This is a genomic window from Oceanobacillus sp. E9 (genome assembly GCF_001741975.1).
Taxonomy (GTDB): Bacteria; Bacillota; Bacilli; order Bacillales; family Amphibacillaceae; genus Oceanobacillus; species Oceanobacillus kimchii.
Genome location: NZ_LSNA01000001.1, coordinates 694,073 through 712,370, shown reverse-complemented (window position 1 = coordinate 712,370; position 18,298 = coordinate 694,073). Strand labels below are relative to the sequence as shown.

The window sequence follows — 18,298 nt, the reverse complement described above, 5'->3', positions numbered from 1 at the left end:
GTGTCATCACTCCTGTACTTGGAATTCAATTAGCTTCAGCTTTTCAAAGCGGGGTAATTGTTTAATGCGATATTCTTCTTGCATTGCTTCTGACTTATTGAGAAATTGCTTTACATACAATACTTCAAATGGACCTCTACCTCGTGTATACTTAGCACCTTTGCCCGTTTCATGCATTTGTAAACGATGCTCTAGATTATTCGTATACCCCGTATAAAGAGATTGATCACGACAACGTAATATATAAACATAATGTTGTTCATCCATAAATAATTTCCTCCGCCTGTTTCGTATAGGTTCCATCCTTTTCATAGATGTATAGAGGCGGTAAGATTTTTATGTCTGCTTTTCCATCTCGAATACCTTCGATCAATAGCATATTTGCCTCTTTCCCTTGCTTCGGATAAACAAACTGGATTCGTTTTGGTTCAACATTATACTTTCTAAACAGCTCCATAATATCAACTAACCTACCTGGACGATGCACCATCGCTACTTTTCCTCCCGGACGCACATGTAATTTACATGCGCGTATCACGTCCTCTAAAGTACAATACACTTCGTGTCGGGCAATTGTTAAGTGTTCATTTATATTATGTTCTGATTTGGAAGGGGTTTTAAAATATGGTGGATTACAAGTAACCACATCGAAACTGCTCTGTCCAAGTACTGCTTGCATATCTTTTAAATCTCCATGAATCATATGCAATTGTGCTTGTAATTGATTTAATTGCACATTCCGCTCAGCCATATGATAGATACGTTCTTGTATCTCCACTCCTGTGATCTCTGCTGTTGTTTTGCGTGATAACAATAAAGGAATAACACCATTTCCCGTACATAAATCTAATATGGTACCTCTTTTTTTAGGAATCGATGCAAAATCAGCAAGTAATACAGCATCTAAAGAAAATGCGAATGCGGTTGGACTTTGTATTATCTTCATCTCATTGTTTGCTAATAAATAATCTGTTCGTTCATCATCATAAAGTTCTACCATAGTGATCCCTCTTTATCCTGTCTTGTTCGATTTTATTAAAATGAAGAAAGGCTATCTCCAAATTAGTTGACTAATCTTTGCAACCGTACCCGTAATATACAGAGAATCAAAAGCTCCTTCATAAGTAGTATAACCTTATTTTTAAGTCACTTCATTAATTTTTCCCCGTATATGCGGTAACATCCCGTTGCTACAAATTAAATCACTAAGCTAGAGACAGCCCATGTAAAATCTTATTAAGAAAGGACCTATCATTCTTACAAGATAATATTATTTCGTTTTGTCAAAGAAATCTAAACAAAAGATGCAGTCTTCATTTCTGCGTGGACTCCCAAATTCAAGGTTACAAATATGAAATCCTTCTTCATATAATCTGGCTAAATTATCATACCCTTCACCGGGAAGTGCATGAGGTTTCTTTTTTGTTTCATTCAATGGTTGTTTTGAATCAGTATCTCCATCTTGTCGGTACTCTTCTAGATGATGGCGCAAATGGTGATTTTCATGTGCTAAACGATGATTTTCTTCCAGTAAATCACTTAACTTACCTTTTAAATCACCCAATTGTTCATAAAGCTCTCCAATTTGCTTTTCCATGTCGGAAACCTGATCAAATATTTCTCTGTTTCCCACGCCCACTCACCTCATCATTCTGTGGCTTGCGCAACTATTCCTTCTTCGATTAATTCATCTAATGTATATTCTACCACGCGTTCTTTTTCAGGCAACTCAATTTGTATCATGCGCTCTAAGATATTAAGTCCTACTACTTTACCTTCTCCATATGGCGTTTTCATAGACTTGCCAATATCAGGTAATTCTTTTTTTGCTGTTTCATAATCGTCATTTTCATATTTTAAACAACACATTAATCTACCGCATAGACCAGATATTTTTGCTGGATTCAATGAGAGATTTTGATCTTTCGCCATTTTTATCGATACTGGTTCAAAGTCACCTAAAAACGTAGAGCAGCATAACATTCGACCACAAGGACCTATACCACCAAGCATTTTTGCTTCATCACGTACTCCAATTTGTCGCAATTCAATACGTGTTTTAAACATGGACGCTAAATCCTTTACTAGATTACGAAAGTCAACACGACCATCAGCAGTGAAGTAAAAGATGATTTTGTTTCTATCAAATGTATATTCTACTTCTACTAAATTCATATCTAGATCATGGTGCTCAATTTTCTCTGTACATATATCAAAGGCTTTTTGAGCCTGTTCTTGATTTTCAACGACGGTTCGTTTGTCTTTATCATCCGCTACACGAATAACCTTCTTAAGTGGTAATACAACATCTTCTTCATCTACCTGCTTATTCGTGATCACTACTTTACCAAATTCAATTCCTCGAACCGTTTCAACAATGACGTAACTATCTAACTCTATATTATCTTCGTCTGGATCGAAGTAATAGATTTTTCCCGCTTTCTTAAATCTTACCCCTATAACTTCTAGCATTTTTTCACCTCTGTATTTGAAGTGCTAATTGTTCCATTACTAACGTCGGTTGGACATTTTGCTTTAATTTACGTTTCGCTGTTAAAATCAGCTGCAATGTAAATAATAATTGTTCTTTAGAAAAAGACATCATTGCCCGTTCCATTTTCGCATCATCTTGCGGTAACAAGACTGTTGTAGAGACTTCTTTTATATGTTGATGAAGGATATCTTGAAATCCTAATAATAATAAATCCAATCCCATTTGTTGCTCTGTACGTTCTTTAAAATGAGGGATCCATTGTTGGTGAATAAATAAATAAACATCCTCTGGCTTTTGAACATACATTTCTATTAATTGTACCACTATCTTTCTTGCACCTGCAAACCACTCATCTTGGTGTAATGATAATGCTTCTTTTGTATTATTCGTCAGAGCACTTAAAAGATTCGCTTCAAATTGTTGAACCCCTTCAGCTTGCAATCTTTGATTCAGTACATCAGGAGGTAACGGCTGTAATTCTATGATTTGGCATCTTGAACGGATAGTTGGTAGAATCGAGTGTCCATTTTCAGTCATCATAATAGCAGTCGTTTGTTTACTAGGTTCTTCTAAAAATTTGAGCAAACGATTTGCCGCATTTATCGTTAATGTATCGGCATCTTGAATGACATATACTTTTTGATTCGATTCCATCCCTGAATACGTGAATTCCTTTTGCAAATTACGTACCTGTTCAATTTTTATCGATTGTCCATCTGGTTCAATCCAATGTACATCAGGATGATTTCCCGAATCTATCCGTTTACAGTTATTACATGTATGACAAGGATTCGCTCCTTCACGATGCAAACAGAATAAGTATTTTGCTAATAATAGCGCAATATCACGCTTCCCGGTTCCTCGTTCGCCTTGTAGGAGGTAAGCATGGGATACTCTTCCTTTATTTATACTATTGATGATCGTTCGACTAGCAATCGGCTGAAGGTCTGTGATTTCCTCCCAAGTTACCATCATTCATCCATCCTAATTGATTCCCGCTTTAAATAGGGATCGTGTTATTCATGTATATATATTAATCAATAGACCTTTGATCTCACCAATTAGACCTAATATATCTACTGTCTTCTTTTCTTCATCCATTATATCTTCTGCTAATTGAATTAGTTTCTCATCCACTTCTTTTACTATCGAAAGATGTCGACTTCCTTGCAGTCCAAAGCTATGTGATTTCTCAAGCTTGTAACCTTGTGCCACTGCTTTATCTAAAAAACTTTTAACCATCCTTTTAAATTTCACTAGTTCTCTGAAAGAACGATACTGAGCAAGTTTGCTTCCTTGCTTGCTCAATTGTTGTACAAGCTGATGAAATTCTTGCTGATTCAAATGCTTTGTTTGGGACTGAACCATTCGTTGAAAAGAAGGATCCTCCACCTTTGAAGACCGATGAAATTTTGGTTCCGTCTTTGTTTGCATTTCATTCGTAATTTTCATGTGTTCAGTCCCCTTTCATCCATAATTTATTAAAATTTATAAAAAGACTCAATTGGTACGATAAATACCGTTGCTCCGCCAACTTCTACTTTTACAGGCTTTGGAATATAGGAGTCAGCATTTCCGCCCATTGGTGAAATTGGTGCTACCATCTGTTCGCGGTGTGAACAATTATCTTTAATTATTTCTAATGCACGATCAACATCTTCATCATTACAACCAATCATTAACGTCGTATTTCCTTCTTTTAAAAATCCACCCGTGGTTGCTAGTTTTGTTGTCTTAAAATTATGTTCTCCTAATGCATTAACGAGACGGTTTGAATCCTTATCTTGAATCACCGTAATAATTAATTTCATTGTTACCACCCTTTTCTTTTTCATTTAAAAAAGAACTGATTATCTCTATGGTATCCTGTTCCACTTTCTCTAATGATTGCTCCGCTTGCACCGTCTTTATCCGCTCCGGAAAGCGTGCAATCACTTTTTGATACCCTTCATAAACTGCTTCATGAAACTGAATATTTTCTAGATCTAATCGATTTCTTTCTCTATTTTTATTCGTCGCTATACGTTCTAAACCCTTTTTTGGTTCAATATCGAAAAAAAGTGTTAAATCTGGCATACAATCTTGAATCACAAAGTGATTTATCGCATAAACTTCATCGATCCCTAACCCTCTAGCATAACCTTGGTATGCTAAACTGCTATCCACAAAGCGATCACAGAGCACTACTTTTCCTTGTTCCAAAGCAGGGAACACTTTCTCTACTAAATGCTGTCTTCTAGCGGCTGCATATAATAAAGCTTCCGTTCTTTCTTCCATTTCCAGATGTTCTGGATCATGTATAATACTTCGAATCTTCTCCGATATTTTTATTCCTCCGGGTTCTCTTGTTTGAATAACATCAATCCCTTGAGCAATTAATTTCTGGAAGATATGTTGGATAACCGTTGTTTTTCCAGCACCTTCTCCACCTTCAAATGTAATAAACAAACCAGCCATATATGTGTCTCCTTCATGCCTTCCTATATATACGTATTCCTTCTTCCCGTTGCTGAATGGTTACTCCTTGTTGAATCAAAAGCTGAATCTTTGTAATATGCGCCTCCGTAATTCTCTCGCCTTTGAGTATGACTGGAATACCAGGGGGATATGGGATTACTGCTTCTGCTGCAATTTCACCTTCACTTTGAGCAAATGGGACAAGAAGTGATGTAATGTGTTTCATTTCTTGGTATGACAATGCTAGTTCCTCTATAGGATTGGTAAAAAGCTTTGTCCCTTCTATTGTAGCATGTTTCATTGATTTTTTTAATTGTTCCTCTACCAATTGTATTGTTTTTTTCAAATAGTCTTGTTGTACAAAAGGTGCTAGACCATGTATGAATAAGAATTGATTTTCTGTCGTTAACTCTGGATAAATTCCATGATTCTCGAACATCGTTTCTATCTCATTTATTTTATATCCATGTTTCACGTGGAACGTTAATTTTAACGGATCGTCACTAGGTATCCATTCCCAAAAAGATGCTTGAGAGAATATGTTTCTTACCTCTTCCACACTATTTAAGACGCCTTGTATTTTTTCTTTCGATAATACTGCTAAATAAAATCGAGCTGCATCTAAAGAAGCCATAATAGGATAAGATGGACTACTCGACTGTAACATCTGCAAATAATAAGCGACCTGATTTTTCTCTACACGTGAAGTGCCTATATGTAAATACGCGGCCATTGTCATAGCTGGAGCCATCTTATGTGCGGATTGTACGACAACATCTGCTCCTAACTGCAACGCCGATTGTGGAAGTTTTTCTGACGTTGAAAAATGAACACCATGTGCTTCATCAACGAATACTGGAATACGATTGAAATGTGCGAATTCAATCATAGATTGAATGTCAAAAACCATTCCAAAATAGTCTGGATACGTGAGAATAAGAGCCTTTGCATTCGGAAACCTCAATATTGCTTGTTTTACTGTATCGTAGGATGGTGCGGCATAACGTTGTAGATCAACTCTCCACTCTGGAGCTATAAAGATTGGTTTTGCACCTGCAAGTTCTAAACCATTTATTATCGACTTATGGCAATTTCGTTGAACAATTACCTCATCTCCTGGATTACAAGCAGTCATGATCATTGCTAAATTTCCTACAGTGGATCCACCAACTAAAAAAAATGTATGGTCAGACTTGAAATAATCTTTTGCTAATTCTTCTGCTTCTGCAATGATTTTACTAGGTGCATGCAAGTCATCCATTCCAGCTATTTCAGTTACATCTACAGGTAATACAGAATCAAATAATTCTTTAGCTGCTTCAGGAAAAATGTACCCATGCTTATGCCCTGGAACATGGAATGATACCGGTTTTTTTGAACTGAAATTTTTTAAATGATCTATTAATGGCATACAAGATTGATCCAACTTGTTCATCTCCCTTATTTCCTCTACCATATACAATAAGAAAAACACAAAGCCCTGTCAAAAACGGGTAGACTAGTACTTTTTCCCGAACAAAAAAAGCCTTTGTAAGCAAAGACTTTTCACTATTTCATAATTTAAATTTTTGAACTATGAATATAATTTTGGTTGATTCATATTTTTTAATTTACGTAAATAATAATTATATTTTTCTTCTCTAGGTTCTGTATGGATCATGTTGTACTCACATTCCGTGCAAATGAACATCGTGTATAAGTGAATCCCTTCTTTTTTTCTTTCTTCACATATCCCACAACACTCTAACTCAAAGACGTTTGTATGCTCCATTTCTCCACCTCCGTTAAAAGCTAGTATCTCCTAATCTAACGGAAAGTATACCCAAAATCTTTGAAAGCTCCTACAATACAAAGAGATGAATGGCAGCAAGTGAGCCTATACCAAACACGCCTAAGAATCCTGATACAAACACGGTAAATACATTAATCGGAATATGGAGGCCAATTGCTCCACCAAACACATTAATAAAAAATAAGAACAACATTCCAATCCCTAGCTTAATAGTAGCCTGTCCAATATACTTCATTGGTTTCACAGGCGCTCCAACGAGTAATAGAATAATTATTAATCCAACAATAATGCTTATAAATATGGTCGAACTCATCTCGCATCAACCTCTTCTCCATATCTCTTACTGTAAACGTATGAAGAAAGGTTGGTTGATAGAACTATATTTTCTAAGAAAAACCTGAACAGCATAGAGACTTTTACAGACTCGCCGTACATCCCGCATGTAGAACGAGCTAAAGCTCCAATAGATGAAGTTTCACATTATCGTACACTACTTATTCAGCAGTATGGTTATCTTACAACTTCTATACTTTCCTTACACTTTATAAAACTATACACGTACCGCACTTACTTTACGTATACGTGCTTCTCGAATAAGAAACATATATTTAGCTTTCGCTAACTTTTCTTCATGCTGACCACTTTGTGTTGGTTCAATACTTTGCCTTACAATGTTCTGAAGTTGTTTCCATTCATGATCTACATGGTACAGAGAATTTAATAATTCTTGATCTACATCTCTTTTTCTAAGTTTTTTCCCCATAACCCTTCACCTAACCCCTACATTCCTGCATTATTAAACGTCTCTTCTACCCTCTAAAGCTTTTGATAATGTTACTTCATCCGCATATTCTAAATCTCCACCTACTGGCAGTCCGTGGGCTATCCTCGTCGTTCGGATTCCAGATGGTTTTACTAATCGTGAAATATACATTGCCGTTGCTTCTCCTTCAATATTAGGATTGGTTGCAAGTATAAGTTCCTCTACTTCCTCATCTTTTAAGCGATTAATTAAGTCAGGAACATTAATATCCTCTGGTCCGATTCCATCCATAGGTGAGATAGCTCCATGAAGCACGTGGTATTTCCCATGAAATTCTTTCATCTTTTCCATTGCAATAACATCTTTTGGATCTTGAACAACACAAATAATTGATCCATCACGGCTCGTATCCGTACAAATCGCACATGGATCTTGATCCGTTATATGTCCACATACCGTACAATGAGATAACTCTCGTTTTGCACTAACTAGTGCATTAGCAAAATTTAAAACGTCATCTTCTTTCATATTCAACACAAAGAAAGCCAAACGAGCGGCTGTTTTTGGGCCGATTCCTGGCAACTTGGAGAAGCTATCTATTAATTTAGTGATAGGTTCTGGATAATACATGATGTTTCCTCCTACACAACCATAAGTGCTATTTTATGGTTGAACTCCTTGGTAAAAACCAATACCTGCTGCAAACTACACAGAAAGAAAGATTTGTACTTTCTTAACTGCTAAAATAAGGCGTCTCGCATTAGCCAGACGCCTTGTCTTTGTATACCTTGTTTAAAACATTCCTGGCATATTTAAGCCTTTAGTAAATTGACCCATTGTATCATTCGTTTTTTCATCAATTTGATTAAGCACTTCATTTGTCGCTGCTAAAATAAGATCTTGTAACATATCGATATCATCTGGATCTACCACTTCTTCTTTAATTTCTACATCGATAATTTCTTTTTTGCCGTTTGCTTTTACAGTTACCATTCCACCGCCAGCAGTAGCTTCAAATGTCATCTCATGTAGCTCATCCTGCGCTTGCATCATTTTCTTTTGCATTTTTTGCATTTGCTTCATCATATTGTTCATATTTCCCTTCATGGAAAATACCTCCTTTAAGTAGTTAACTATAATTATTAATCATGTATCTCTAACAGGTCATCACCAAACAGCTTTCTTGCTTCATCAACTACAGGATTTGATTGTTGATCTTCAGATTCTTCTTTTGGCTTATCTTGATTTTGAATATAATCATTACGTACTTCATTCCATGCTTCTTCTGGAATTGGGATAATAGTACGTTGTTTATCCATACCCCCAAGTAATGACTCTGCCATTTCTCGGTGATCTAAAAATAAAGAACAATGAATTTCATATTTGAATGCAACAATCAATGTATCATTTGAAGCAGCAGCTGGTTTACTATCTTGTATCGTGGCATGCGCTGGTGCATTTGTAGTTTTTAACTTACTTAAGAAATTAGCCCAGTGCGCGTGTACATTTTTTAATTCACTCTTCTCTGCTCTCCCTAGTGTATCACGAATTCGGTCATATGGAATCTTATAACTATTTTTCGATGACCGGGTATTTGGTCTTCTTCGCTCGGTTGGCGTTTGTTTAATAGGTGTATTAGATGCAGGTGGATTTTCTTTTAATGTCATTATATCTTTTTCCATTTGTTGCATCTTACTTTGTAATTGTAATACAACTTCCGATTCAGAGGCAGATGTTGCATGATTCCCAACTTCTACAGCATGTTCTTGTCCATAATTAGTGATAGTGAGTAAGGCAATCTCGATAAAAACTTTCGGGCTATTGGACCATTTCATTTCTTGTTGGCATTGATTCAATTCAATAATCGAGCGCTGAATCCATTGATTGGTTACACGTTCTGACAGTTGTTTAAATGAATCATCAGCTACTGCTCTTTCTAGCATATCTGCTAAAGATGCAGAGCTTCTATATAATAAAAGATCTCGCATAAAATAAATTAAATCCTGTACAAATTTCCCTGGGTCTTTACCAGTACGAATCATCTCATCTAATGCTACTAATACATCTTGGACATTATTTTCCTCCATCGCAGAAACCACTTTATGAAGAACGATTTGCGAGACGCCACCTGTAACTGCTAAAACATCTTCTAAGGTGACTTGCTCTTTACTATAAGAAATGGCTTGATCCAGTATACTTAAGGCATCACGCATTCCACCTTCTGCAGCAAGCGCAACAGATTCTAAAGCCTCATCCGTCACTTGTATATTTTCGGCTTGCATAATCGTTTGCATTCTTCCAACAATCGATTGATTGGATATTGGTTTAAAGTCAAAACGTTGACAGCGAGATATAATCGTTAAGGGGATTTTATGTGGTTCAGTTGTTGCAAGAATAAACACAACATGCTTTGGTGGTTCTTCTAATGTTTTCAGCAAAGCATTAAATGCATTTACCGATATCATGTGTACCTCATCAATAATGTACACTTTATACGGCACCGTACTTGGTGCATACTTCACTTTATCACGAATATCTCGAATATCATCTACACTTGTATTGGAAGCAGCGTCAATTTCAATAACATCCGATACTGATCCATCTTGAATGCCTCTACATGCTGCACATTCATTACAAGGTTCTTTCACAGGGGCATGCTCACAATTGATGGTTTGTGCAAATATTTTTGCAGCACTTGTTTTCCCTGTTCCACGTGGACCAGAGAACAAATAAGCATGCGAAAATTTATCCTGTTCAATCGCATTTTGTAATGTTCGAGTAATATGTGTTTGTCCTACTACATCTTCAAATGTTCGTGGCCGCCATACACGGTATAATGCTTGATAACTCATAGTTTACATTCCCCTTATTAATCTAATTTTCATTATACCCGATGAAAGGGTCTTATGTGAACCTTGGAGATTAAGAAAAGCACAGAACACCCGTTTAGTAACGTACATTTTTCTATCTCTACATAACGAAAAAGCTATATTAGCATAATATTCACTAACATAGCCTATCCCATTCGTTATTAGCATTTTCTGTAGCAATTATTTTTTTCGTGGAAATGCCCGTTCATATTGTTTAGGCGGAACCACTATTCCTGTAATTTCTTCAATCGCGTGCATTGCCCAATAGGGATCTTTTAACATTCCACGTCCAATGGCAATTAAATCTGCATCTTCATTACCAAGTGCCGCTTCCGCAACTTTTGGATTCTCTAATACTCCAACTGCAATAATAGGTACATTTAATTCTTGTCTAAATGTACGAGCAAATCGAAGTTGGTAGCCTGGATGATTGGCAGGTTTACGTTTTCCTGGAGTTCCCTCTCCACCACTAGAAATATGGAAAACATCCACACCCGCTTCTTGATATTTTTTAGCAATTTCTATAGAATGATTTAAATCATATCCATCATCCATGTACTCCATCGCTGAAATACGCATGAGAAGTGGCATATCTTCTGGAATCACTTCTTTTATTGCTTGAATTATTTCTACACCAAATAAAGATAGATCTTCCCCATATTGGTCATTTCGTTTGTTAATCAATGGGGAGTGAAATTGATGAATTAAATACCCATGCGCACCATGTATTTCAATCGTATCAAATCCCGCTTCTACTGCACGCTTTGCAGCATCTTGAAACTGTTTGACTGTTTGTTTTACTTCTTCTGTAGTCAACGCACGAGGTACTTTACTTTCAGACGTTACAGGGATTGCAGATGGTGCTACAGGCGGCTCCGCATCTTCTGCTTTACGACCCGCATGTGCGATTTGAATTCCAATCTTTGCATCGTGGCGATGTACTTCATCAACAATACGACGATATGCTGGAACATGATCGTCTGACCATAGCCCTAAATCATAATCTGTAATACGACCATCAGGATCAACATCTGTCATCTCTACAATAATTAGTCCTGCGCCACCCACTGCCCGTGATACATAATGAACAAAATGCCAATCATTTGGTACTCCATCCTTTTCATTTACAGAATATTGGCACATCGGAGCCATTACAATTCTATTTTTTAATGATAATCCTTTTACTTTGTATTGCTTATCTAGTTGAGTCATGTAAACACCTCTTTCCAAGATAGTAATTATATTACATCTTACGAGCCCGTTGTACGTAATGCAATTTATCTGCTTTATCGAGCGCTGAACGTGGCTGGTTCAGTTATTTAGTTATCCACAGCACACAAATTTTATAGTTTCCTATGCCACAAAAAAAGAACAAATCCATATATTTTCTATATGAATTTGCTCGGGTAAAAAATACTAATATTTATTTTGCTTCTAGATCTTCAATGGAGTCAATATCCATGTAATCCGGTACGACAAGTCCAATTTTAGCACCTTCAAGATTTGCTCCCATATCTACAAATTGTCCTTCTATGCTTTCATAAAAGTCTTTATGTGTATTTGGCATCCATGCTGCTAATGTTGCGTCAGCATCACCATTTGCGAGAGCTTCAAACACTACTGCAACATCAACATCGGTAATTTTTACTTCAAACCCTTTGGAGCGCAGTACCTCTGCTACTACATTGGAAGAAGCACGCTCGGAATCCCATGGAGTAGAAACTAATTCAACTGTTTCTCCATTTCCATCTTCCACACCTGCTGTCCAAGCATCTACCTTATCAGGATTATCTTCTACCCATTGTTTCGATACTTCTGCTATATCTTGACCAGTCTCCGATGATTCGTACATGATACTTTCCATATCTTCTACGCTCCAGTTGAACTGGTCAATTAATTTATATGCATTTGGATTTTCGTCTTCAAATCCTTCTCTTGCTAAGCTACGAATTTCTTCTGTAACACCATAAATATTTTGTGGATCTTCTAAGTACTTAAGGTTATCAAATTTTGCAAACATCCAATGTGGATTCCATCCCGTTACAACAATTGGTTCTTCATTTTCAATTGCTTTTTCCAATTCCACAATCATTGCTGCTGTTGAGGATTGCTCCAGTTCCCATCCGGATAACTGATCATACTCTTCCATCGCTGTTTCTGTTGTTACCGTGATTCCTGCACCCGGTTCAATACCAGTGATAGAGTGCTCCACTACTGCACTATCACTTTCTTCTTCAGCACTATCATTGCTTGCATCATCCGAACCACAAGCCGCTAATAAGAACACTAAAAATAGACTACTGAAAAATCCTACTACCTTTTTTCTTTTTTGCTTAAACATTAAAGCACCCCTTCATTAAAAATTAAAAAGGCTGATATAATTAATCAGCCTAAAATTATTAATTTATTCATAATGCTATAAATTATTTAAGTTATCACGTATATGTATACGTGCACCCACTTTCGATGAAACGACCCTATGCGCTACTTAAGTTCATGGCTCAGCCTAGGCTTCCCTGCGGCACACAAGAATAACCACTTACTGCTGCTTCCTTCCGGACCTGACAGGATTCGTGGGTTCCTGTTGCGCAGGACCCGGGCGTCAACACCAATCCCTTAAGTCAGACCATAAAGTCGTCCCACCTCGAGTGGGAATTCGGCCTCGCTATAGCGGATTGCGAGTACAGGGCACCGCTACCTCCCCGCTTAGCACGTATTTTCTATTATAAAGTCAGCGACATAAAATTGCAATGATAAAGTGATACTTCATTCTATGGCGGTGTTAGTTCTGCATCACCGAATATTAGATGAACAGAATCGAATCTTTACGAGCAGAATTATCCTTTTTGGTTATAGACTCATCGTCTTGAAGCTCCGTACTACTAACTGTTAGGATGAGCAAACCGTTCTAGTCATCTGCCGAAGTATTTTTAGACTTTTTTTCTCTTAGTTCTTTGAAAAATTCTTTTAAAATCGTACTACATTGTTGCTCTAAAATTCCAGATGTTACCTCAACTTGGTGATTAAATTGAGGTTCATTTAACAAGTTCATTAATGTCCCTGCACATCCTGCTTTCGTATCAGGTGCTCCATAAACTACCCGTTTCATTCTTGATTGAACAATCGCACCTGCACACATCGGACAAGGCTCCAATGTGACATACAACGTACAATCTTCTAATCGCCAACTACCAATTTCATTATTTGCTTCTTGCATGGCTAATAGTTCAGCATGTGTGAGGGTGGCTTGCATCGATTCACGAAGATTAAAGCCTTTGCCAATAATTTCTCCATCATGAACAATTACTGCTCCAATTGGAACTTCATTCAGAACCCACGCTCGTCTTGCTTCTCTTATTGCAGCTGCCATAAATAATTCATCTTGGCTCACTGTTATTTCGTCTTTCACTGTATCACATCACTTTATTTAGAGTTTTAATTTAGATTTGAACGGTAATAATAACACTAGAATATCAAAGGAGGGGCATTATGGATTTTTCACCTACAAATACTGCAGTAGTCTTTGTCGATTTAATCAATGATTTTCAATTTGATGGTGGAGACGACCTGCTTTACAATACGAAACAAATCATACCGAATATTATAAAACTACGCTCCTTTGCCAAAGAAAACAATTTACCTATTATCTATGTTAATGATCATTATGGCTTGTGGCAAGCTGATTTTAGCAAGGTAATCGATTATTGTTCGAATGAAAAAAGTAGAGAAATTATCGAACAGGTTAAACCCGATGACAATGATTACTTTTTGATTAAACCACAGCATTCCGCTTTTTTTCAAACTCCTCTTCATTCCTTACTTATAGAATTGGAGAGAAACCATATTATTCTTGCTGGAATAGCAGGAGATATTTGTATTTTGTTTAGTGCAAAAGATGCTTACATGTATAAAATAAAAATGTCTATTCCCAAAAATTGTATGGCTTCTGAACAAAAAGAAAACAATAACTACGCTTTATATTTAATGGAATCAGTTATGGATGCAGATATATCTCCAGTTTAGCATAATGCCTCCAACCTCCTCATATAGATAGTTAGAGACTCTATGTAAGGAGGTAGTTCCTTTGCAAATTCACGTTGTGCAACAAGGAGATAGTGTATACCAACTTGCTAATACATATGAATCCTCCGTCGCTGATATTATAGAAGCAAATGATTTAACTTCTCCTGATGCACTTGCTATTGGGCAAGCACTTGTTATTCCAATTGTTGGTCAATTTTATTTTGTTCAACCTGGTGATACGTTAACTTCTATTGCTAATCAATTTGGTTTTACAGTACAGGAAATTGCACGGATTAATGGATTATCTATAAATCAGACATTATCGTCTGGCATGCGGATTTATATACCACCGATTGAAAAACGCCCTATCACTTCTTATGCTTATGTAGAACCTTTCGGGGATACAGTATCTTCAACTCTAGAAACAGCAGCAGAAAATAGATCTCCTTATTTAACCTACCTTGCACTATTTAGTTATCAAGTAAACCGAGATGGAACATTGAAGGCTCCTCCGGCTGGTAATTTATTTCAAACGGCAAATGCAAATAATACAGCAATGGCCATGGTTATAACCAATTTAGAAGAGGGCGCGTTCAGTGATGAACTGGGGCATATTATCGTTACCGTAAGTGCCGTACAAAATACATTGTTAACAGAAATTATCAATACAGCACTTCAACAAGGATTTAGAGACGTGCATTTTGACCTTGAATTTCTGCCTGGAGATGATCGCGAAGCTTATAATCAATTTCTTCGGACTGCAAAAGAACGTTTATCGCAGGAAGGGTTACTTGTCTCCACTGCGCTTGCTCCTAAAACAAGTGGTACTCAGACTGGACAGTGGTATGAAGCACATGATTATGCGGCCCATGGAGAAATAGTAGATTTTGTTGTTCTTATGACATATGAATGGGGATACAGCTACGGGCCTCCAATGGCAGTTTCCCCATTAAATTCGGTCCGTGATGTAATTGAATATGCTGTTTCCGTTATCCCACCGGAAAAAATATTGATGGGGCAAAATCTATATGGATACGATTGGACGCTTCCTTTTGTAGAAGGTGGTGGTCCAGCTCAAGCAGTCAGTCCACAACAAGCAATACAAATTGCTATCGAAAATAATGCTGCTATTCAATTTGATCCTGTAGCCCAAGCACCTTTTTTCACATATACAGATAGTGCTGGAGCAAATCATGAAGTTTGGTTTGAGGATGCTCGTTCGATTCAAGGTAAATTCGATTTAATTCGTGAATTCAACTTGCTTGGGATTGCTTATTGGAAACTCGGCTTAGCCTTCCCACAAAACTGGTTGTTACTAAACGATCAATTCACCATCACCAAACTAGAATAAGAAAGAACAAAGCTTAGGCACCTGATTATAAATAAATATAAAGTCCAAATATTTGTGCTTACTTATGTCCAAAAAAAGCCTCAAGGATTTTTCATAATTCCTTGAGGCTTTCCTATACATTGATTATTTATCCTTCGAGAACTTTTAATGATTCTCGATTAAATGCAGGGATATCATCAGGTTGACGACTAGTTACCAATTGATTTTGGCAAACTACTACTTCTTCGTCTTTCACTTTTGCACCTGCATATTCCATGTCTACTTGAATAGATTTATAGCCAGTCGCCCCTCTTCCTTCTAACGATCTAGCAGTAATTAAGAGCTGTGGTCCATGGCAAATCGCCATTACTGGTTTTTTCTCGTCCATAAAATGCTTAGCAAAAGTTACGAACCGATCATCTCCACGAAGCATATCGGGAGAAAAACCACCAGGTATAAATAATGCATCAAAGTTTTCTGGATTCACATTATCAATACCTTCATCTATTGTTACGTTGGTATCATTTGATTTTCCTTTAACTGAATTTCCTTTTTCTTTTTCAATCGTAATCACTTCATGTCCTGCCTCTTTAAAGGATTGGACAGGGTCGGTGTATTCCACATCTTCAAACATATCCGTAATTACAGTTGCTATACGTTTTTTCATTATTTATCCACTCCTTTAATGACTTATATAATATTTTGTTCCCCAGTTACATTTTTGCTAAACATCATTAACTTTGAACAAAACCCTTTCTTAAGTCGTAAAAATGCACGACAAAGGCTGGGAGGTCATCCCAGCCACTTCTAATACCCTATTATTATTTTTCTAAAGTAGATGTATCTCCTGTAGGCAAACCAAGTTCCCAAGATTTTAGAAGTCTACGCATAATTTTCCCACTTCTCGTTTTTGGAATACTATCCTTCACCTCAATTTCTCGAGGAGCTGCATGTGCACTTAAGCCTGTTTTGACAAATTGACGAATATCCTCTAATAATTCTTCACTATCTTCATACCCTGCATTTAAAGTAATAAATGCCTTAATAATTTCACCGCGTTCAGGGTGCGGTTTTCCGATAACACCTGCTTCTGAAACCGCTGGATGTTCTATTAATTTACTTTCTACTTCAAATGGGCCGACTCTTTCGCCTGATGTATTAATGACATCATCCAGACGACCTTGGAACCAAAAATACCCATCTTCATCACGGTATGCACTATCACCCGACACATACCAGCCATTTACGAAATAGCTATCATACTTACCTTTATTATTCCACACTTCCCGCATCATCGATGGCCAGCCTTCCTTAATAGCAAGGTTCCCCATTTGGTTTGGTGGAATTTCATTTCCTTCATTATCAACGATTGAAGCTTCTACGCCAGGTATTGGTTTTCCCATGGATCCTGGTCTAATCTCAAGAGAAGGGATGTTCACAATTAATTGCGCACCTGTCTCTGTCATCCACCATGTATCATGAATTCGCAGATCAAAAGCTTTTAACCCCCATGTAATTACTTCTGGATTCAATGGCTCTCCAACACTAAGGATGTGCCGAACAGAAGATAGATCATATTTTTTCACCGTGTCTTCTCCATAACTTACCAACATTCGTAATGCAGTTGGTGCCGTATACCAGACCGATACTTTATAATCTTGTAATGTTTGATACCAATCATCTGGTGTAAACCGTCCACCGCGAATAACATTGGTTACTCCGTGAAGCCACGGGGCAAAGATTCCATAACTCGTACCAGTTACCCAACCTGGATCTGCGGTACACCAATAAATATCATCTTCTTTTAAATCAAGGACCCATTCTGCAGTAGCATAATGCTGAATCATGGCATTGTGCACATGAAGGATTCCTTTTGGTTTTCCTGTTGAACCAGATGTGTAATGCAATAACATTCCATCCTCTAAATCAACCCAGACAATATCAAATTCTTCAGATGCGTCTTTCATCTCTTCATCATAATGAATATATTTATCATCTGTTTCTGAATTATCACCTACAAGTACAATTTTTTCTAAATTCGGGAGCTTATCCTGTGGTACACGATATAATAATTCTGGCGTTGTAATTAACACTCGAGCCTCGCTGTCTTCCAACCGATCTCCTACTGCCTGTTCCATAAACGCTTCAAATAATGGACCGGCAATAGCTCCGATTTTTAGAATTCCAAAAAATGCTGCATAGAATTCTGGACTCCTCGGCATAAACAAAAAGACACGATCGCCTTTTTCAATGTTATATTTCTTTAGTACATTTGCAAATTGATTACTCTTTAGTCGAAGTTGTTCAAACGTTACTTTCTCTTCATGATTGGGAGCAGAGTATAATAAGGCTGCTTGATCTTTTTTGTTTGGATTAGCTGCATGCTTATCTACTGCTTCATAGGCCATATTCACCTTTCCTGTTTCATACCAAGAGAAATTTTTCTTGACTTCCTCCCATGAAAAATTCTTTCTAAAAGCTTCATAATCCTTTAAATTATGATTACCTTCACGTGCAGGTACTACTTGCATATCCATTTAATCACCTCACTATGATTTTGCAAACGATT

22 protein-coding genes and 1 other RNA gene are annotated in these 18,298 nt (G+C 37.0%); 2 read left to right on the top strand and 21 right to left on the bottom strand.

The genetic code is table 11. The features are described from left to right. Positions 1-6: 6 nt before the first annotated feature. From AQ616_RS03375 to tadA, 19 genes are all read right to left on the bottom strand, one after another. Positions 7-267: a GIY-YIG nuclease family protein gene (locus AQ616_RS03375; protein ID WP_017798804.1), complete on the bottom strand. Its 261-nt coding sequence runs from the start codon at positions 265-267 to the stop codon at positions 7-9. Further along, on the bottom strand, positions 260-1,000 hold the full coding sequence (locus AQ616_RS03370; protein WP_069685060.1) for a tRNA1(Val) (adenine(37)-N6)-methyltransferase: 741 nt from the start codon (positions 998-1,000) through the stop codon (positions 260-262). Before AQ616_RS03370 ends, AQ616_RS03375 begins: the two co-directional genes overlap by 8 nt. 270 nt (positions 1,001-1,270) lie before the next feature. Continuing rightward, positions 1,271-1,633 carry a DNA replication initiation control protein YabA gene (gene yabA / locus AQ616_RS03365; RefSeq protein ID WP_017798802.1) on the bottom strand — a complete coding sequence of 121 codons (363 nt, stop codon included), beginning with the start codon at positions 1,631-1,633 and terminating at the stop codon, positions 1,271-1,273. 14 nt (positions 1,634-1,647) lie between these two features. Beyond that, a complete protein-coding gene (locus AQ616_RS03360; RefSeq protein ID WP_017798801.1) occupies positions 1,648-2,472 on the bottom strand; it encodes a PSP1 domain-containing protein in 825 nt (274 codons plus the stop codon). A gap of 4 nt (positions 2,473-2,476) precedes the next feature. After that, on the bottom strand, positions 2,477-3,466 hold the full coding sequence (holB, locus tag AQ616_RS03355; RefSeq protein ID WP_017798800.1) for a DNA polymerase III subunit delta': 990 nt from the start codon (positions 3,464-3,466) through the stop codon (positions 2,477-2,479). 48 nt (positions 3,467-3,514) lie between these two features. After that, positions 3,515-3,946 carry a YaaR family protein gene (locus tag AQ616_RS03350; protein WP_017798799.1) on the bottom strand — a complete coding sequence of 144 codons (432 nt, stop codon included), beginning with the start codon at positions 3,944-3,946 and terminating at the stop codon, positions 3,515-3,517. A 29-nt stretch (positions 3,947-3,975) separates the two neighbouring features. Continuing rightward, a complete protein-coding gene (locus AQ616_RS03345) occupies positions 3,976-4,305 on the bottom strand; it encodes a cyclic-di-AMP receptor (protein ID WP_017798798.1) in 330 nt (109 codons plus the stop codon). Continuing rightward, positions 4,274-4,951 carry a dTMP kinase gene (tmk, locus tag AQ616_RS03340; RefSeq protein WP_017798797.1) on the bottom strand — a complete coding sequence of 226 codons (678 nt, stop codon included), beginning with the start codon at positions 4,949-4,951 and terminating at the stop codon, positions 4,274-4,276. The genes AQ616_RS03345 and tmk overlap by 32 nt, the downstream gene beginning before the upstream one ends. Before the next feature lie 13 nt (positions 4,952-4,964). Further along, the gene (locus tag AQ616_RS03335; RefSeq protein ID WP_084822425.1) at positions 4,965-6,377 is read right to left on the bottom strand and encodes an aminotransferase class I/II-fold pyridoxal phosphate-dependent enzyme; all 1,413 of its coding nucleotides are present in this window, start codon (positions 6,375-6,377) and stop codon (positions 4,965-4,967) included. A 147-nt stretch (positions 6,378-6,524) separates the two neighbouring features. Beyond that, the gene (locus tag AQ616_RS03330) at positions 6,525-6,722 is read right to left on the bottom strand and encodes a sigma factor G inhibitor Gin (RefSeq protein ID WP_017798795.1); all 198 of its coding nucleotides are present in this window, start codon (positions 6,720-6,722) and stop codon (positions 6,525-6,527) included. A gap of 70 nt (positions 6,723-6,792) precedes the next feature. Then, entirely contained in the window at positions 6,793-7,056 is a 264-nt protein-coding gene (locus AQ616_RS03325; RefSeq protein WP_017798794.1) for a pro-sigmaK processing inhibitor BofA family protein, read from the bottom strand. A 237-nt stretch (positions 7,057-7,293) separates the two neighbouring features. After that, complete coding sequence (locus AQ616_RS03320) at positions 7,294-7,506, bottom strand: YaaL family protein (protein WP_017798793.1); 213 nt, start codon at positions 7,504-7,506, stop codon at positions 7,294-7,296. 33 nt (positions 7,507-7,539) lie between these two features. Further along, positions 7,540-8,136, bottom strand: coding sequence for a recombination mediator RecR (recR, locus tag AQ616_RS03315; protein WP_017798792.1), 597 nt, complete (start codon positions 8,134-8,136; stop codon positions 7,540-7,542). A gap of 162 nt (positions 8,137-8,298) precedes the next feature. Next, positions 8,299-8,613: a YbaB/EbfC family nucleoid-associated protein gene (locus tag AQ616_RS03310; RefSeq protein ID WP_017798791.1), complete on the bottom strand. Its 315-nt coding sequence runs from the start codon at positions 8,611-8,613 to the stop codon at positions 8,299-8,301. 35 nt (positions 8,614-8,648) lie between these two features. Continuing rightward, positions 8,649-10,358, bottom strand: a complete 1,710-nt coding sequence (gene dnaX / locus AQ616_RS03305) for a DNA polymerase III subunit gamma/tau (RefSeq protein WP_069685058.1) — start codon at positions 10,356-10,358, stop codon at positions 8,649-8,651. 198 nt (positions 10,359-10,556) lie between these two features. Continuing rightward, a complete protein-coding gene (locus AQ616_RS03300) occupies positions 10,557-11,588 on the bottom strand; it encodes an NADH:flavin oxidoreductase/NADH oxidase (protein WP_017798789.1) in 1,032 nt (343 codons plus the stop codon). 211 nt (positions 11,589-11,799) lie between these two features. Further along, entirely contained in the window at positions 11,800-12,717 is a 918-nt protein-coding gene (locus AQ616_RS03295; protein WP_069685057.1) for a glycine betaine ABC transporter substrate-binding protein, read from the bottom strand. 108 nt (positions 12,718-12,825) lie between these two features. Beyond that, an RNA gene (ffs, locus tag AQ616_RS03290) (signal recognition particle sRNA large type) lies at positions 12,826-13,091 on the bottom strand. Positions 13,092-13,284: 193 nt separating this feature from the next. Beyond that, the gene (gene tadA / locus AQ616_RS03285) at positions 13,285-13,785 is read right to left on the bottom strand and encodes a tRNA adenosine(34) deaminase TadA (protein WP_084822424.1); all 501 of its coding nucleotides are present in this window, start codon (positions 13,783-13,785) and stop codon (positions 13,285-13,287) included. An 80-nt stretch (positions 13,786-13,865) separates the two neighbouring features. Here tadA and AQ616_RS03280 point away from each other — a divergent pair, with 80 nt between their 5' ends. Together AQ616_RS03280 and AQ616_RS03275 are read left to right on the top strand one after the other, a co-directional pair. Next, positions 13,866-14,399, top strand: coding sequence for a cysteine hydrolase family protein (locus AQ616_RS03280; RefSeq protein ID WP_069685056.1), 534 nt, complete (start codon positions 13,866-13,868; stop codon positions 14,397-14,399). A gap of 61 nt (positions 14,400-14,460) precedes the next feature. Continuing rightward, positions 14,461-15,750: a glycoside hydrolase family 18 protein gene (locus AQ616_RS03275; RefSeq protein WP_017798785.1), complete on the top strand. Its 1,290-nt coding sequence runs from the start codon at positions 14,461-14,463 to the stop codon at positions 15,748-15,750. A gap of 127 nt (positions 15,751-15,877) precedes the next feature. On the opposite strand, the gene AQ616_RS03270 is transcribed toward AQ616_RS03275, so the two are convergent. Together AQ616_RS03270 and acsA are read right to left on the bottom strand one after the other, a co-directional pair. Further along, the gene (locus tag AQ616_RS03270) at positions 15,878-16,396 is read right to left on the bottom strand and encodes a type 1 glutamine amidotransferase domain-containing protein (protein ID WP_017798784.1); all 519 of its coding nucleotides are present in this window, start codon (positions 16,394-16,396) and stop codon (positions 15,878-15,880) included. A 154-nt stretch (positions 16,397-16,550) separates the two neighbouring features. Further along, the gene (acsA, locus tag AQ616_RS03265) at positions 16,551-18,266 is read right to left on the bottom strand and encodes an acetate--CoA ligase (RefSeq protein ID WP_017798783.1); all 1,716 of its coding nucleotides are present in this window, start codon (positions 18,264-18,266) and stop codon (positions 16,551-16,553) included. Between the last annotated feature and the right edge of the window lie 32 nt (positions 18,267-18,298).

What these genes read in the sequence shown, in the direction of transcription:
- AQ616_RS03375 (WP_017798804.1), bottom strand. Translation starts at nt 267, where the DNA reads ATGGATGAACAACATTATGTTTATATATTACGTTGTCGTGATCAATCT.
- AQ616_RS03370 (WP_069685060.1), bottom strand. Translation starts at nt 1,000, where the DNA reads ATGGTAGAACTTTATGATGATGAACGAACAGATTATTTATTAGCAAAC.
- AQ616_RS03360 (WP_017798801.1), bottom strand. Translation starts at nt 2,472, where the DNA reads ATGCTAGAAGTTATAGGGGTAAGATTTAAGAAAGCGGGAAAAATCTAT.
- holB (WP_017798800.1), bottom strand. Translation starts at nt 3,466, where the DNA reads ATGGTAACTTGGGAGGAAATCACAGACCTTCAGCCGATTGCTAGTCGA.
- AQ616_RS03350 (WP_017798799.1), bottom strand. Translation starts at nt 3,946, where the DNA reads ATGAAAATTACGAATGAAATGCAAACAAAGACGGAACCAAAATTTCAT.
- AQ616_RS03345 (WP_017798798.1), bottom strand. Translation starts at nt 4,305, where the DNA reads ATGAAATTAATTATTACGGTGATTCAAGATAAGGATTCAAACCGTCTC.
- tmk (WP_017798797.1), bottom strand. Translation starts at nt 4,951, where the DNA reads ATGGCTGGTTTGTTTATTACATTTGAAGGTGGAGAAGGTGCTGGAAAA.
- AQ616_RS03330 (WP_017798795.1), bottom strand. Translation starts at nt 6,722, where the DNA reads ATGGAGCATACAAACGTCTTTGAGTTAGAGTGTTGTGGGATATGTGAA.
- AQ616_RS03325 (WP_017798794.1), bottom strand. Translation starts at nt 7,056, where the DNA reads ATGAGTTCGACCATATTTATAAGCATTATTGTTGGATTAATAATTATT.
- AQ616_RS03320 (WP_017798793.1), bottom strand. Translation starts at nt 7,506, where the DNA reads ATGGGGAAAAAACTTAGAAAAAGAGATGTAGATCAAGAATTATTAAAT.
- recR (WP_017798792.1), bottom strand. Translation starts at nt 8,136, where the DNA reads ATGTATTATCCAGAACCTATCACTAAATTAATAGATAGCTTCTCCAAG.
- AQ616_RS03310 (WP_017798791.1), bottom strand. Translation starts at nt 8,613, where the DNA reads ATGAAGGGAAATATGAACAATATGATGAAGCAAATGCAAAAAATGCAA.
- dnaX (WP_069685058.1), bottom strand. Translation starts at nt 10,358, where the DNA reads ATGAGTTATCAAGCATTATACCGTGTATGGCGGCCACGAACATTTGAA.
- AQ616_RS03300 (WP_017798789.1), bottom strand. Translation starts at nt 11,588, where the DNA reads ATGACTCAACTAGATAAGCAATACAAAGTAAAAGGATTATCATTAAAA.
- AQ616_RS03295 (WP_069685057.1), bottom strand. Translation starts at nt 12,717, where the DNA reads ATGTTTAAGCAAAAAAGAAAAAAGGTAGTAGGATTTTTCAGTAGTCTA.
- AQ616_RS03280 (WP_069685056.1), top strand. Translation starts at nt 13,866, where the DNA reads ATGGATTTTTCACCTACAAATACTGCAGTAGTCTTTGTCGATTTAATC.
- AQ616_RS03270 (WP_017798784.1), bottom strand. Translation starts at nt 16,396, where the DNA reads ATGAAAAAACGTATAGCAACTGTAATTACGGATATGTTTGAAGATGTG.
- acsA (WP_017798783.1), bottom strand. Translation starts at nt 18,266, where the DNA reads ATGGATATGCAAGTAGTACCTGCACGTGAAGGTAATCATAATTTAAAG.